Below are 14559 nucleotides of genomic sequence, written 5' to 3'. Positions count from 1 at the left end.
GCGGGGGACGGGGTCGGGCGGGTCAGGCGTCCTCGGTGAGGGAGCCCGTCGCGGTGCCGTCGAGGGCGAGGCGGAGGCGGCGCGGCAGCTTGGCGACGATGATCGCGTGCGACTCCGCCAGCAGCTCGCGCACCAGGCCCTCGTCGACGCGGCCGCCGGCGTCGACGGTCACCCAGTGCTTCTTGTTCAGGTGGTAGCCGGGCTCGATGCCGTCGACGCCCGCGACGAGGTGCACGACGTTCTCGGGCAGCGCCTTCACGCTGACGACCGGACGATCGAGCCGCACCATCTCGAGGGCGAAGACCTTGCCCTCGACCTTCCACACCCGGGTCTCCGGGCCGAAGGGGAAGCTCGCTCCCGCGCCCGGCAGGTCGGCGAGGAAGGTCTCGAGTGCGGCGGCGTCCACGCCCCCATCATGCCCGCGGAGACACCGCGCGCATAGGCTCGTCCTGTCGTCCGTCCAGCCAGTGGAGCAGCCTCCGCCGTCGGACGACCGGAATCGGATCCGACCATGCCAGATCAGGCCACCTCCTCCTCCCCGTCCCCCGTCGCCTCACCGCTCGGCCGAGCCGCCTCGCGGTACGCGCGGACCTTCGCCCTCCCGGGCTCGCTCGCCTTCTCCTCCGCCGGCTGGTTCGGCCGCTTCCCCAAGGGCAGCCTCGCGATCGGGGTGCTCGTCCTCGTCTCTGCGCAGTCGGGCAGCTACGCGCTCGGCGGCGCGGTGTCCGGCGCGCTGACCCTCGCCCTCGCCGTCACCGGACCGCTCTGGTCGCGCGCGATGGACCGGTGGGGGCAGCGGCGGGCGCTCGCCCTGTCGCTCCCGCTCCTCGTCGCCGCGTCGGCAGGCCTCGTCGCCGCCGTGCTGCTCGGCGCCCCCGTCTGGACCTGGTTCGCGCTCGCCGTCCTCGCCGGCGCGGCCGTCCTCGACGTCGGATCCGCGGTCCGCTCGCGCTGGAGCGCCGCGACCGCGGACCCGGGGCTCCGCCACACCGCCTACTCGGTCGAGTCGGTGGCGGACGAGGCGGCCTTCGTGGTCGCGCCGCCGATCGTCACGCTGCTCGCCTCGCTGGTGCACCCGGCGGCCGGGGTCCTGGTCGGGCTCGGGATCGGCGTGGCCGGCGGGCTCGCGCTGCTCGTGCAGACGGGGACGCAGCCGCCGCTCGCCCCCGCTCGCACGTCCGCGTCGCCCGCACGCGTGCGACTGCCGCTCGGCCTCCTCGGGATCACCGCGGTCTTCGCCACCATCGGCGGGGTCTTCGGATCCTTCAACGTCGCGGCGATCGCGACGGCGGAGGCGTCGGGCGCGGGGGCCGCGTCGGGACTGCTGCTCTCGGCCTACAGCATCGGCAGCGTCCTGACCGGGGTCGTCGTCGGCGCCGCACGCCTGCCCGGCGGACCGCGCTCGAGGTTCCTGGTCGCGGGCGCCGTGTTCGGAGTCGTCGTGCCGGTGCTCGTGCTCGCCGGGTCGCTGCCCGCGCTGATCGCGCTGGCCTTCGTCGCCGGCCTCGCGACGTCGCCGCTGCTGATCACCGGATCGAGCCTCGTCGAGTCGATCTCGCCGCGGAGCCGCCTCACGGAGGCCCTCGCCTGGCCGCCGACGGGCGTCGCGCTCGGCGCCACGGCCGGCTCCACCCTCAGCGGCCTGGCCGTCGAGGCCCTCGGCCCGCAGTCCGGCTTCCTCGTCACCGCGGGCTCGGCCGCCCTCGGCACGCTGCTCACCCTCGCGACGGTCCTGCTCCTGCGCGCCCGCGCCTGACCCCGCCGCGCGACGAGCCGCCGCGGCGGCCCGCCTTCATGCTGATCGAGTAGCCCGCACAGCGGCCCCCGCTCATGCTGATCGAGTAGCCCGCGCAGCGGGCGTATCGAGATCCACCGCTCTGCACACGCCGGGTCTCGATACGCCCCGCCGGGGCTACTCGACCAGCATGGGCGGCGCGCATCCGGATCATGCTGATCGAGGCATGCAGGCGGAGCAGCCGCCTTCATGCTGATCGAGTAGCCCGCACAGCGGGCGTATCGAGATCCACCGTGCAGAGACGGCGGACCGTCGGCCTACCCGATCGACAGGGGACGGATCAGTCCGCGCCCAGGATGACGATGGCCGCCGTGGGAGGCAGCGCGTCCTCGTGGTAGCGCTCGATCTCGGGGATCGCGGCCGGGTCGGCCTGCTCGAGGAAGCCGGTCAGGCGGGCGACCTCGTCGGTCTCGCCGATCGACTCGGCGGCGCGGCGGAGGGCGTAGAGCGCGAGCAGGAAGCCGCGATTGGGTCCGTGGCGCCACGGGATCGGGCCCTGACCGCGCCAGCCGGCGGTGCGGAGGAGGTCGAGCCCCCGGTGGTAGCCGACGCGCGCGTAGGCGTAGGACGGCAGGGCGGCGTCGATCCCCCAGACGCTGTCCGCGAGCAGCGCCCACGCCAGCGGCGAGCGCGGGTGGGCGGCGGCGAGCGCGGCGTACTCGACGGCTCCCGGGTTCGCGTGCTTCGCGACAGCCGCGGTGACCGCGGGGTCGTCCGGGAGGAGGGTCGGTTCGGGGCCCAGCAGGTTCTCGCCATTCATGTCCTCAGGGTAACCCGCGCGCGCTGTGCCGCCACGGGGAGCCTCCCGGCCCCCTCCCCCGACCTCCTCGCGCGCCGCTGCGCCGATAGCATCGACCCCATGGCGACGAACCGCAGTGAAGTCGAGGCCTGGCTCACGGACATGGACGGTGTGCTGGTGCACGAGAACCAGGCGCTCCCCGGCGCGCCCGAGCTGATCCAGCAGTGGACGGACTCGGGAACCCCGTTCCTGGTGCTCACGAACAACTCGATCTTCACCCCGCGGGATCTCGCGGCGCGGCTGCGGGCGTCGGGCCTGCACGTGCCGGAGGAGCGGATCTGGACGAGCGCGCTCGCGACCGCCGACTTCTGCGCGTCGCAGATGCCCGGCGGCAGCGCCTTCGTCATCGGCGAGGCCGGCATCACCACGGCCCTGCACGAGGCCGGCTTCATCATGACCGAGACGGCGCCCGACTACGTCGTCGTCGGCGAGACCCGCAACTACAGCTTCGAGGCGATCACCAAGGCGATCCGGCTGATCGTCGGCGGCGCCCGCTTCATCGTGACCAACCCGGACGCGACCGGCCCGAGCGCCGAGGGCGTGATGCCCGCGACCGGAGCGATCGCGGCGCTGATCACGAAGGCGACCGGCAAGGACCCGTACGTGGTCGGCAAGCCGAACCCGATGATGTTCCGCTCGGCGATGAACAAGATCGGCGCGCACAGCGAGAACACCGGCATGATCGGCGACCGGATGGACACGGACATCGTCGCCGGCATCGAGGCCGGACTGCACACGGTCCTCGTCCTCACCGGCATCAGCGACCGCGCCGAGATGGACCGCTACCCGTTCCGCCCCGACGAGGTGCTGACCGGCGTGCACGAGCTGCTCTCGACCGACCCGTACGAGTCCGAGTTCCCGCCGGACGACGCGATCCTCTGACGGGCGGCGGGGGCTCCCCGTCACTCGTCCGCCACTCCTCCTGCTCCTCGTCCCCGCCCCGCCGCTCCCCCACTCCTCAGAAGTTGCGGTAGTGGCGCACGACTACCGCAACTTCTGCGTACTCGCAGCGCACCGGCCGGGCGACCGGGCTGCCACTCCTCGGAAGTCGCGGTAGTCGGGCGCGAGTACCGCAACTTCTGGAGGGTGGGGGCGGGATCGGGCGGGCGGGGCGCGTCAGAAGCGCACGTGCTGCAGGATCCAGGCGTGCATCGCGACGGCGGCGGCGGCGGACGCGTTGATCGAGCGGGTCGAGCCGAACTGCGAGATCTCGAGGACGGCGACGGAGGCGGCGATCGCCTCCTCCGAGAGGCCCGGACCCTCCTGCCCGAAGAGCAGCACGCAGCGCTCCGGCAGCGCGAAGGTCTCGATCGGCACGCAGCCGGGCACGTTGTCGATCGCGAGCAGCGGCACGTCCGCCTCGGCCGCCCAGCGGGCGAGGTCCTCGACGCTCTCGTGGTGCTGCACGTGCTGGTAGCGGTCGGTGACCATCGCGCCGCGCTTGTTCCAGCGCCGTCGGCCCACGATGTGCACGCTCTCGGCGCCGAACGCGTTGGCGCTGCGCACGATCGAGCCGATGTTCATGTCGTGCTGCCAGTTCTCGATGGCCACGTGGAAGGGGTGCCGCGACCGGTCGAGCTCGGCGACGATCGCCTCCATCCGCCAGTAGCGGAAGCGGTCGATCACGTTGCGCGAGTCGCCCCGCTCGAGCAGCTCGGGGTCGAGGCGGTCGTCGTCGGGGTGCGGGCCCACCCACGGCCCCACGCCGTTCGTCGTCGCCTCGCGAGAGGCGGAGGGCCCGGCCTCGTCCACGTCGCGCGCCGCCCGGCTCAGGCCGACGGGGTGCCGTCGACCGAGCCCAGCATGTCGCCGCCGCCGGCGCGGTCGACGAAGCAGTAGTAGCTGCGCTCGCCCGCGTCCCACTGCTCCTGCGTCACGGGGAACGAGCCGGAGACCTGCACGTCGCCGTACGCCTCGGCGCCCGTGACGTCGACGACGCCCTGCGCCTGGCAGAGCGAGGAGACCGAGACGGCGAGGGCGTCCTGCCCGGGGAACGCCGCGTCGGTCAGCTCGCCGGTGGCGACCATCTCGCCGGTGTGCGCGGTCGCGCAGTCGACGACCGTGAACTGCTCCGCCCAGACGGAGTCGAACGGCTGGAGGCACTCTCCGCCCAGCAGCGCGGTCCAGGCGTAGCTGCCCGCGGGGAGCGGGCCGACCGTGGGCAGGGCGGCGGTCGGCGCCGTCGTGGGAGTGGCGCTGGGCGCGGACGGAGCGGCGGTGGTGGCGGCGGGAGCGGGCGCCGCCTGCTCGCCGCGGTCACCGGCCGCACCGACGGCGAAGCCGATGGCGAGGAGGGCGCCGAGCAGGAGCACGACGCCGAGCGAGATCAGGCCGATCAGCAGACGACGGCGGCTGCGGGCGCGCGCCGGGGTCGGCGCGCCGACGCTCGTGAGCGAGGGGACCGGGGCGGGCGCGGGAGTCCTCGCGGGCTTGTCGGCGCGCGGCTTCTCCGGACGGGGCGTGTCGGCGCGGGGCTTCTCGGCACGGGGCTTCTCGGCGCGGGACTTCCGGCCGCCGCGGGTCGAGCGCTGGGCGGCGTTGACGTGGTCGCGGGCCGGGGTACTGAAGGGCGCGCCGGGAGTCGCACCGGCCGGCGTCGCGGCGGCGGCGGAGTCGCCGTCCGGCGCACCGGCCGCGTCGGAGCCGGCGGGCTCGGCCGCGGCGTCGTCCTCCGGCTCGAGATTCCAGGCGTAGGCGCCGGCGGTCTCGCGCCACAGCTCCTCGTCGCCGCCGTCGTCGTCGGGCTCGTCGCGCGGGGCGACGACGTCCTCCCAGACCGGGGGCTCGTCCCAGCCGCCGCGCGGATCGGGCCACTGGTAGACGTTGGGGGCCGCGGGCTCGCGGGGCTCGGGCTCGGTCGCGCCCTCGGGGCGGTCGCCGCGCAGCTCGGCGCGGTCCCGCCGATCGCGGAGCGCGGGGGGCGCGGTCGGCAGATCGGCCGGCGGGGACGCGACGGGAAGGATCGGCGCGGCGGAGGGCTGCTCCGAAGCGGGCGCCGCGGGAGTCGGCGCGTCGGAGGCCGGCGTCGCCGTCGGCGCGGCGGCGGGCGGCCGCACGGCCGTCGGCTCGGGGGTCTGCGGGAGCACGGGGCCGAGCGGGAATCGGGGAGCGGGGGTGACCGGGCGCCCGGGAGCGGGCTCCGCGGTGACGTCGGCGGCGGACTCCGGAGCGGCGGAGTCGTCGGCGCCGGGCTTCGACCGTGGTGCCGTGAAGGCGGCCCAGATGCCGCGGCGCACGGAATCGGCGTCGTTCTCGGGCTCGGGCGCCGACTCGACACGGGCGGTCGGCTCGGCAGCAGGTTCGGCCTCGCCCGAGGGCGCGGCCTCGACGGCGGGCCCGGCATCGCCCGGGCGCTCGCCCTCGGCGGCGGGCGCACCGGTCGTGGGCGCGTCGTCCTCATCGGAGGAAGTGGATCCGGCCGAGGCGTCGGCCCCGGACACGTCGGAGCGCTCGGTCTCGACCGGTTGCTCGGCGTCGACCTGCGCGCTCGGCTCCGCCTCGGGGGATCGCTTCGCCTCGGCGTGCGGCTCGGCGTCGACCGGCTGCTCGGTCTCCACGGACTGCCGGGTCTCGGCGGGCTGCTCGACCTCGGCGGGCTGGTCGGCTTCGACGGACCGCTCCCCCTCGACCGACTGCTCGACCTCGACCGACTGCTCGACCTCGGTGGAACGCTCGACGTCAACGGGTCGCTCGGCCTCGATGGAGGGCTCAGCCTCGACGGACCGCTCTGCCTCCACGGGCCGCTCGGCCTCCACGGATCGCTCGGCCTCCACGGATCGCTCGGCCTCGGTCGGCTGCTCCACGGCGGCGACCTGCTCGGTCTCCGCGGTCTCGACGGTCTCGGAGGCCTCCTGCGTCTGGGCGGGCTGCGGCTCCTCCGCGGGTGCGGGCTCGCCCGCGGGCACGGTCGCGCTCGGCGACGCGGGGGTGCGCGGCGCGTCGAAGATGCTCTTGAGGCGGCCTCCGCTCAGCTGCTCGAGCAGCCACTCGCTGCCGCCGGCCCGGCGCTCGGGCTCGGGCCGGTCGCCGGCGCCGTGCTCGCCGTCGTGCTGATCGCCGCGCTCGCGGCCGCCGTCGTCCACCATCAGCTCAGCCCGAGGTCGGCCAGCCCGATCGCGGCGAAGTAGGGGTATCCGGCGTCCTCGATGATCTCGCGGGCGCCGGTCGCGCGGTCGACGACGACGGCGACTCCGGCGATCTCGGCGCCGACCTTGAGCAGCGCCTCGATCGCGGCGAGCGGCGAGCCGCCGGTGGTGGAGGTGTCCTCGACGACGACGACGCGCTTGCCCGCGAGGTCCGGCCCCTCGACCTGGCGGCCGCGGCCGTGGTCCTTGGGCGCCTTGCGCACGACGAACGCGTCGTACTCGAGGCCGCGGAGGACGCCGCGGTGCAGGATCGCGGAGGCGATGGGGTCGGCTCCCATGGTCAGACCACCGACGGCGTCGACCCGCTCGATCGGGGCGATCAGGTCGAGCATCACGTCGCCGATCAGCGGGGCGACCCGGTGGTCGAGGCTGACGCGGCGCAGGTCGACGTAGTAGCTCGCCTTCTTGCCGCTCGTCAGGGTGAAGTCCCCGTGGAAGACGGCGTCGGAGCCGATGTACTCGATGAGCTGCTGGCGTGCGTCGTTCACGCGCCTACTCTACGGGCACGCCTACGGCGCGGACTCGGCCCCGCCCGCGCGCGTCGCGCCCGTCTTCTCGCCCCGGCCCTCCTCCGCTCCGCCGCGGAACTGCGTCATGTAGAGGTCGTAGTAGACGCCGCGCCGCTGCAGCAGCGCCTCGTGGGCGCCCTGCTCGACGATCCGGCCCGCCTCCATCACCAGGATGGTGTCGGCGTCGCGGATGGTGGAGAGGCGGTGCGCGATCACGAACGACGTGCGGTCGGTGCGCAGCGCCGCCATCGCGTGCTGCACGAGCAGCTCGGTGCGGGTGTCGACCGAGGAGGTCGCCTCGTCGAGGATCAGCAGCGACGGGTTGGCCAGGAACGCGCGGGCGATCGTGATCAGCTGGCGCTCTCCGGCCGAGACGCTGCCGCCGTCGGCGTCGAGCACCGTGTCGTAGCCGTCGGGGAGCTGCTGCACGAAGCGGTCGACCATCGTCGCCCGGGCGGCGTCGGCGATCTCCTCGTCGGTGGCGTCGAGGCGTCCGTAGCGGATGTTCTCGCGGATCGTGCCCTGGAAGAGCCAGGCGTCCTGGAGCACCATGCCCACGCGCGAGCGGAGGTCGCCGCGGCCGATCCGGGTGATGTCGACGCCGTCGAGCAGGATCCGTCCGCCGGTGAGCTCGTAGAAGCGCATGACCAGGTTGACCAGCGTGGTCTTGCCGGCGCCGGTCGGCCCGACGATGGCCACCGTCTGACCGGGCTGGGCCGAGAAGGTCAGGCCCTCGATCAGCGGCTGCTCCGGGTCGTAGGAGAAGGAGACGTCCTGGAACTCGACGTGGCCGTCCGTGCGCTCGGGCAGCGATTCGACCGCGGTCTCGGGCTCCTGCTCCTCGGCGTCGAGCAGCTCGAAGGTGCGCTCGGCCGAGGCGACGCCCGACTGCAGCATGTTCGCCATGCTCGCCAGCTGGGTGACCGGCTGCGTGAACTCGCGCGAGTACTGGATGAACGCGGTCGCATCGCCCAGGGTGAGCTGGCCGGAGGCGACCCGCAGGCCGCCGACGACGGCGATCAGCACGTAGGACAGGTAGGACACGAAGGTCATCGCGGGCATGATCATGCCGGAGACGAACTGCGCGCCGAACGAGGCGGAGTAGAGCGCGTCGTTCCGGCGGTCGAACTCCTCGAGCATCTCGCGGTCGCGCCCGAAGGTGCGGACGATCTCGAGCCCGGAGAAGGTCTCCTCGATGTGGCCGTTCAGCGCGCCGGTGTTCTTCCACTGCGCGGCGAAGAGCTTCTGCGAGCGGGCGCCGATGACGCCCGCGATCACGACGGACAGCGGGATCGAGACGAGGGCGATCAGCGCCAGCTGCCACGAGACGATGAACATCATCACGGCGATGCCGATGATGGTGAGCACCGACTGCACGAGCTGCGAGAACGCCTGCTGCAGCGCCGTCTGGATGTTGTCGACGTCGTTCGTCACGCGCGACATGACGTCGCCGCGCTGCCGGGTATCGAAGTAGCGCAGCGGGAGGCGGTTGATCTTCGCCTCGATGTCCTGCCGCAGCCCGAAGACGACCCGCATCACCAGGCCGTTGAGGATGTAGCCCTGGGCCCACATCAGCACGGACGCGACGATGTACATCAGCAGCACGACGATGATGAGGCGCCCGAGGACCGTGAAGTCGATGCCCTCGCCGGGCACGATCGCGGTCTTCGAGAGCATGTCGGCGAAGGTGTCGTTCCCCGAGGCGCGCTGCTGCTCGATGATCTGCTCGAGCGGGACGCCGGCGGGCAGCTGCGCGCCGATCACCCCGTTGAAGATGGTGTCCATCGCCTGGCCGAGGATCTTCGGCGCGATGACGGTGAGCACGACCGACGCCGAGACGAGGGCGACCACGAGGATCATCCGCGCGCGCTCGGGGCCGAGCAGGCTGAAGAGCCGCTTCGCCGAGGGCCAGAAGTTCTGGGCCTTCCGCGCGGGCGGGCCGTCGCCGAACATCCCGCCGTCGCCCTCCCCGGGCTCGAACGCGGGCTCGAGGGACTCGTCGACCGGAGGCTTCTCGGCCGCGGTGTCGCGTGTGCGCGCCATCTCAGGCCACCCCTTCCACGCTCAGCTGGGATTCGACGATCTCGCGGTAGGTCGCGTTCGTCTCGAGGAGCTCGTCGTGCGTTCCGCGGCCGACGATGCGGCCCGCGTCGAGCACGACGATCTGGTCGGCGTTCCGGATGGTGGACACGCGCTGCGCGACGATGATCACGGTCGCGTCGGTGGTCGCCTCGGCCAGCGACTCGCGCAGGCGGGCGTCGGTCGCGACGTCGAGCGCCGAGAACGAGTCGTCGAACAGGTAGACGCGGGGCTTCGCGACGAGCGCCCGGGCGATGCAGAGCCGCTGCCGCTGACCGCCGGAGACGTTCGTGCCGCCCTGCGAGACCGGCTCGTCGAGGCCGCGCTCCTTCGCGCGGACGAAGTCCTCGCCCTGGGCGATGCGCAGCGCCTCCCACAGCTCGGCGTCGGTCGCGTCCGGGCGGCCGAAGCGGAGGTTGGAGGCGATGGTGCCCGAGAAGAGGTACGGCCGCTGCGGCACGAGGCCGACGACCTTCGCCAGCTGGGCGCGGTCGAGCGAGGAGACGGGGACGCCGTCGATCGAGACCGAGCCCTCCTGCGGGTCGAACAGCCGCGGAACGAGGCCGAGCAGCGTGGTCTTGCCCGCGCCGGTCGAGCCGACGATCGCCGTCGTCCGGCCCGGCTCGGCGACGAGGTCGAGCTGCGAGAGCACGGGCCGCTCGGCACCGGGGTAGCCGAAGACCACGCCCGAGAACTCGACGCGGCCGGCGGTGGGCGCCTCGACCCCGCCGGTCGGCGTGGTCAGGCTGGTGCGCGTGTCGAGGACCTCCTGGATCCGCTCGGAGCAGACCACCGCGCGCGGGATCATCATCACCATGAAGACGCCCATCATCACGGCGGTGAGGATCTGCAGCAGGTACTGGAGGAACGCGGTCAGCGAGCCGATCTGCATCTGACCCGCGTCGACCCGCTGCCCGCCGAACCACAGCACGGCGGCCGTGGCGAGGTGCAGGATCATCATGATCGCGGGGAACATCAGCACGAAGATGTTGCCGACCTTGATCGACACCTCGGTGATCGCCTCGTTCGAGCGGCGGTAGCGCTCCGACTCGAAGGGCTCCCGGACGAAGGCGCGGACCACGCGGATGCCGGTGATCTGCTCGCGCAGCACGCCGTTGATCCCGTCGATGCGGTCCTGCATGAGGCGGAACAGCGGCAGCAGGAGGAAGACCAGCACGCCGACGACGAGGAACAGCACGGGTACCGAGACCCAGACCAGCCAGGAGAGGCCGACGTCCTCGCGCAGGGCGAAGACGATCCCGCCGACGCACATGATCGGCGTCGACACCATGAAGTTGAGCGTCATCAGCACGAGCATCTGCACCTGCTGCACGTCGTTCGTGCCGCGGGTGATCAGGGTGGCGGTGCCGAAGCGGCCGACCTCGAGCCCGCTCAGCGAGTCGACCCGGCGGTAGACGTCGCGGCGCAGGTCGCGGCCGACGGCCATCGCGGTGCGCGCGCCGAAGTAGACGCCGCCGATGGCCGCGGCGACCTGGACGAGGCAGACCGTGAGCATCGTCATGCCGGTGGCCCAGATGAAGTCGGTGTCGCCCCGGCCGATGCCCTGGTCGATGATCTCGGCGTTGAGGCTCGGCAGGTAGAGCGCCGCCAGCGTCGCGATCAGCTGGAGCACCACGACCGCCGCGATCGACCGGGAGTAGGGCTTCGCGTACGAGGACGCGAGACGGAGCAGGATCATGGGTCCTCCGGTCGGGGCGGGGCGGGGCTGGGGAGCACTGGGGTGGAGAGAGCGGAGGGAGGCCGGGCCCGACGGGCTCGGGAGAGACCGGCGGAGGATCGGCCGGCACGGGCCGGCCGGGGCTTCGGGGCCCGGGCCGGGCGGAGCGGAGGAGCGGCCGCTTCGGGGACGGCGCAAGACAACCATCGACCACCGACACCGCTTCCGCAATCGGTCGTCAGGAGGAGAAGCCGGCCCGCCGCCGATGCGCGGGCGGCCCGGCCGCCGGCGGCCGCGCGCAGGAGTCGTGTCGGCGGCGGCTCCTAGACTTCCGGAATGCGCATCGCCACCTGGAACGTCAACTCCATCCGGGCCCGCACCGGCCGCGTCGTCGACTGGCTCGTGCGCGAGGACGTCGACGTGCTGGCCATGCAGGAGCTCAAGTGCAAGCCCGAGCAGTTCCCGCACGAGGCGTTCGCCGAGGCGGGCTACCACGTCGAGATGGTCGGCCTCAGCCAGTGGAACGGCGTCGGCATCGCATCCCGCCTGCCGATGGAGGACGTCCAGGTCGGCTTCCCCGGGATGCCCGGCTTCGCCAAGGAGGCCTCGGCCGAAGGCTCCTTCCCGCTCGAGGCCCGCGCGATCGGCGCCACGGTCGACGGCGTGCGCGTCTGGAGCCTCTACGTGCCCAACGGCCGCGCGGTCGGCGACCCGCACTGGCACTACAAGCTCGAGTGGTTCGCGGCCCTCGAGGCGAGCACCCGCGCCTGGCTCGCCGCCGAGCCCGAGCTGCCGCTCGCGCTGGTGGGCGACTGGAACGTCGCTCCGCTGGACAGCGACGTCGGCGACCCGACGCTCGGCCCCGGCTCCACCCACGTCTCCCCCGAGGAGCGCGCGGCCTTCGAGGCGTTCACCGCCGCCGGCCTGCACGACGTGGTGCGCCCGCTCGTGCCCGAGGGCTACACGTACTGGGACTACAAGCAGCTGCGCTTCCCGCGCAACGAGGGGCTGCGGATCGACTTCGTGCTCGGCTCGCGGGCCTTCGGCGACCTCGTGACCGGTGCCTCGATCCACCGGAACGAGCGCAAGGGCGACGCCCCGAGCGACCACGTCCCGGTGGTCGTCGACCTCGACCTCGACACCTCGCTCGACGACGACCGCCCGATGATCTTCTGACCGTGGCCTCCTCGAAGAAGAAGCGCGCCCGCTCCGAGCAGCCGCGCCCCTCCACCGCCCAGCGCGCCGCCGCGAGCCGTCCCGCCGTCGCGCGCGCGCACGACGAGTTCCGCACCGAGGCGTACCGCTCGGTCCGCGAGACCTTCGCGGCCGGGAAGCCGCTGCGCCGCCGCTGGGACCTCGTGCTCTCGATCCTCGGCTGCCTCGCGCTCGGGGCGCTCTGCGTCGTGCTCGGCTACCTCGCCGCGGTCCTGGCCGTCTTCCCCGCGCAGTGCGAGGGTCAGAACATCGCCTGCGACTACGACCGGATCGACTGGGGCGTCTCGATCGCCCTGCTCGGCCCGCCGATCCTGACGCTGATCGCCGTGGGCGTGACGGTCATCCGCTACCTCGTCGGCCGCCGGGTGTTCTGGATCCCGATCGTCGCCTTCGCGCTCTGCGTCGGCACCGCGTTCCTCGCGTCCTGGCTCGTCACCAGCTCGATCCCCGGCTCCGCGCTGGCCTGAGCCGCGGGCCGGGGCTCGGCGTCAGCCGGCGCAGGTCGGGTCGTCGTTCAGCGTCACCTCGGTCTTGTTGATCATCGGCGTGACCCGGACGGCCTGCTCGCCGAAGGTCGCGGCGGGGTCGGCGGCGGTGAAGCCGACGGTCACCGTGGTCGACTCGCCGGGAGCGAGCTGCACCGCGACGCGCGCCACCGGACGGCCGAGGTCGTCGGTCGGCTCGAGCACCCGGGCCGCGTCGCCGAGCGGGTCGGACCACGAGGCCTGCGCCTGCGAGGTCGTCGTGCCGGGAGGGCCGTAGACGTAGACGTTGGTGACGAAGTCGCCGAGCGGGAAGCGGTTCCCGCCGTTGGCCGCCACGTACTTGGGCAGCGTGCGCGCCACCTTCTCGCTGATGGTGTTGGTCAGCGTGACCTGGGTGGAGAAGCTCGTGCCGCCGGCGGCGCAGCGGTTCGTGCTCGACTGGGTGACCGCGGTGTCGAGGTAGTAGTCCATCTTCGAGCCGACCGACGCGTCCTGGAAGAAGACGCCGGTGGTCGAGGTGTCGTCGTTGTCCGTCGGCAGCACGCCCGCGATCGGCGTCGGCGCGAGCAGCGTCTGCTCGTCCGCGTCGGTGCTGTAGGCGAGGATCCGGCTCTCGCCGACCGCCTTCACGATCGCGGGGAGCATCTTCGAGGGCTCCATGTCGCCGCCGAGGATCTTGCCGAGGATGGTGGCGCTGGCCTCGGAGAAGAACGCGTCCGTCGCCGCGCCGACCGTCGCGTCCGGGTAGCGGAAGTAGACCTTGTTGAGGAGCGTCGAGACGGTGTTCTCGCTGGTGAGCTCGGTGCCGTCGGTGAGCGTCACCGGGCCGGTCGAGGCGAGCAGGTACTGCAGCGCCATCGGGTCGATCGCGAGCACGCCGTCGATCTTCTGCTCGGGGAACTTCTGCGCCCAGAACTGCGTCGCGATCGATGCGGCGGTGGGGAAGTCGGGGCGGCTGGTCGACACGTTGAACGTGGTCGCGAGGTTGCCGCCGAAGGTGTCGAGCGCGCTCTGGTCGACCGTGACCGACTGCAGACCGCGGAAGTCCTGGCTCGACTGCTGGGTGCCGACCGAGATCGCTCCGCCGTCGACGTTCAGCTGCATCACCGAGGAGGCGCCGCCGCCCAGGGCCTGCGCCTCGGCGAGGTTCTGGAAGAGGACGAGGTAGCTGCGCGGGCCGCTCGCGCCCAGGGCGTCCGGGAGGATCGCCGTGATCGGCTGCACCTGGTCCATCGCGCTGGTCGCCGTCGCGAGCTGCGGCGCGAAGGCGTCGAGCGCGGAGGCGACCTGCGGCACGAGCGCGCCCCGGTCGATCCCCTCGACGCGCGCCTGCGCCTCGTCCACGACGCCCTTGGCGACGGTGATCTTGTCGGAGAGCGCGGTGATCGCCGCGATGTCGACCCGGCCGTCGACAGGCTTGAGCACGTCGAGCGAGGTGGAGGAGAGCGGGGTGACGATCTTGCCCGAGACGTCGTCCGCGATCTCGGTCGCGGCGCGCACGGCCGAGAGGTTCGGGCCGAGGAACGGCACGATCTCCATGACCCGCCACACCGGGTCGTCGGTCTCGTCGCGCGCCTCACCGGTGAGGGTCGCGATCTGGCCGGCCGTCGACTCCGCGCCGGCGGTGTCGAAGCCGGTGAGCTGGTCGGCGACCTGCGAGACCAGCGGGATGGCCGAGGTGAGCCTCGCGCGCACCGTCATGGCCTTGTCGTAGGTCTGGACCGCGAGGAGGACGGCGACGACCGCGCCGATCACGAGGACCAGCAGGACGGTCAAGGTGATCCAGAGGCCCCGTCTGCTGCGGCGAGGGGAGCCGGAGGCGCGGCGAGAGGCGGTCGTCGTGGTGCTCATTCG

Annotated in this window: 12 protein-coding genes; 4 read left to right on the top strand and 8 right to left on the bottom strand. The window is 73.0% G+C overall.

The features are described from left to right. Positions 1–22: 22 nt before the first annotated feature. Entirely contained in the window at positions 23–406 is a 384-nt protein-coding gene (locus HQQ82_RS14895) for an MmcQ/YjbR family DNA-binding protein (RefSeq protein ID WP_173234547.1), read from the bottom strand. 105 nt (positions 407–511) lie between these two features. On the opposite strand from HQQ82_RS14895, the gene HQQ82_RS14890 reads away from it, so the two are divergent. Further along, positions 512–1756 (top strand): MFS transporter, encoded by a 1245-nt coding sequence (locus HQQ82_RS14890; RefSeq protein WP_173234545.1) that lies wholly within the window; start codon positions 512–514, stop codon positions 1754–1756. 319 nt (positions 1757–2075) lie between these two features. On the opposite strand, the gene HQQ82_RS14885 is transcribed toward HQQ82_RS14890, so the two are convergent. After that, positions 2076–2555: a DUF3151 domain-containing protein gene (locus tag HQQ82_RS14885; RefSeq protein WP_173234543.1), complete on the bottom strand. Its 480-nt coding sequence runs from the start codon at positions 2553–2555 to the stop codon at positions 2076–2078. 99 nt (positions 2556–2654) lie between these two features. Here HQQ82_RS14885 and HQQ82_RS14880 point away from each other — a divergent pair, with 99 nt between their 5' ends. Next, positions 2655–3476 (top strand): HAD-IIA family hydrolase, encoded by an 822-nt coding sequence (locus HQQ82_RS14880; protein ID WP_173234542.1) that lies wholly within the window; start codon positions 2655–2657, stop codon positions 3474–3476. A 234-nt stretch (positions 3477–3710) separates the two neighbouring features. Here the strand turns inward: HQQ82_RS14880 and HQQ82_RS14875 are convergent, their stop codons facing one another. From HQQ82_RS14875 to HQQ82_RS14855, 5 genes are all read right to left on the bottom strand, one after another. Beyond that, positions 3711–4346: a TrmH family RNA methyltransferase gene (locus HQQ82_RS14875; RefSeq protein WP_173234540.1), complete on the bottom strand. Its 636-nt coding sequence runs from the start codon at positions 4344–4346 to the stop codon at positions 3711–3713. A gap of 17 nt (positions 4347–4363) precedes the next feature. Next, positions 4364–6679: a septum formation family protein gene (locus HQQ82_RS14870; protein ID WP_173234538.1), complete on the bottom strand. Its 2316-nt coding sequence runs from the start codon at positions 6677–6679 to the stop codon at positions 4364–4366. Continuing rightward, positions 6679–7227, bottom strand: a complete 549-nt coding sequence (pyrE, locus tag HQQ82_RS14865; protein ID WP_173234536.1) for an orotate phosphoribosyltransferase — start codon at positions 7225–7227, stop codon at positions 6679–6681. Before pyrE ends, HQQ82_RS14870 begins: the two co-directional genes overlap by 1 nt. Positions 7228–7248: 21 nt before the next feature. Next, the gene (locus HQQ82_RS14860) at positions 7249–9201 is read right to left on the bottom strand and encodes an ABC transporter ATP-binding protein (protein WP_173234709.1); all 1953 of its coding nucleotides are present in this window, start codon (positions 9199–9201) and stop codon (positions 7249–7251) included. A gap of 91 nt (positions 9202–9292) precedes the next feature. Beyond that, positions 9293–11026 (bottom strand): ABC transporter ATP-binding protein, encoded by a 1734-nt coding sequence (locus HQQ82_RS14855; RefSeq protein ID WP_173234534.1) that lies wholly within the window; start codon positions 11024–11026, stop codon positions 9293–9295. 315 nt (positions 11027–11341) lie between these two features. Here HQQ82_RS14855 and HQQ82_RS14850 point away from each other — a divergent pair, with 315 nt between their 5' ends. Further along, entirely contained in the window at positions 11342–12181 is an 840-nt protein-coding gene (locus tag HQQ82_RS14850; protein WP_173234532.1) for an exodeoxyribonuclease III, read from the top strand. A gap of 2 nt (positions 12182–12183) precedes the next feature. Next, positions 12184–12687, top strand: a complete 504-nt coding sequence (locus HQQ82_RS14845; protein WP_173234530.1) for a hypothetical protein — start codon at positions 12184–12186, stop codon at positions 12685–12687. Between the two features lie 21 nt (positions 12688–12708). Here HQQ82_RS14845 and HQQ82_RS14840 read toward each other — a convergent pair whose 3' ends face one another. Then, positions 12709–14556, bottom strand: coding sequence for a DUF4012 domain-containing protein (locus tag HQQ82_RS14840; RefSeq protein WP_173234528.1), 1848 nt, complete (start codon positions 14554–14556; stop codon positions 12709–12711). Between the last annotated feature and the right edge of the window lie 3 nt (positions 14557–14559).

The sequence above is a fragment of the Rathayibacter sp. VKM Ac-2856 genome (genome assembly GCF_013205055.1).
Taxonomy (GTDB): domain Bacteria; phylum Actinomycetota; class Actinomycetes; order Actinomycetales; family Microbacteriaceae; genus Rathayibacter.
Note: the sequence above shows the minus strand (reverse complement) of the source record. Positions and strands in the feature narration are given on the sequence as shown.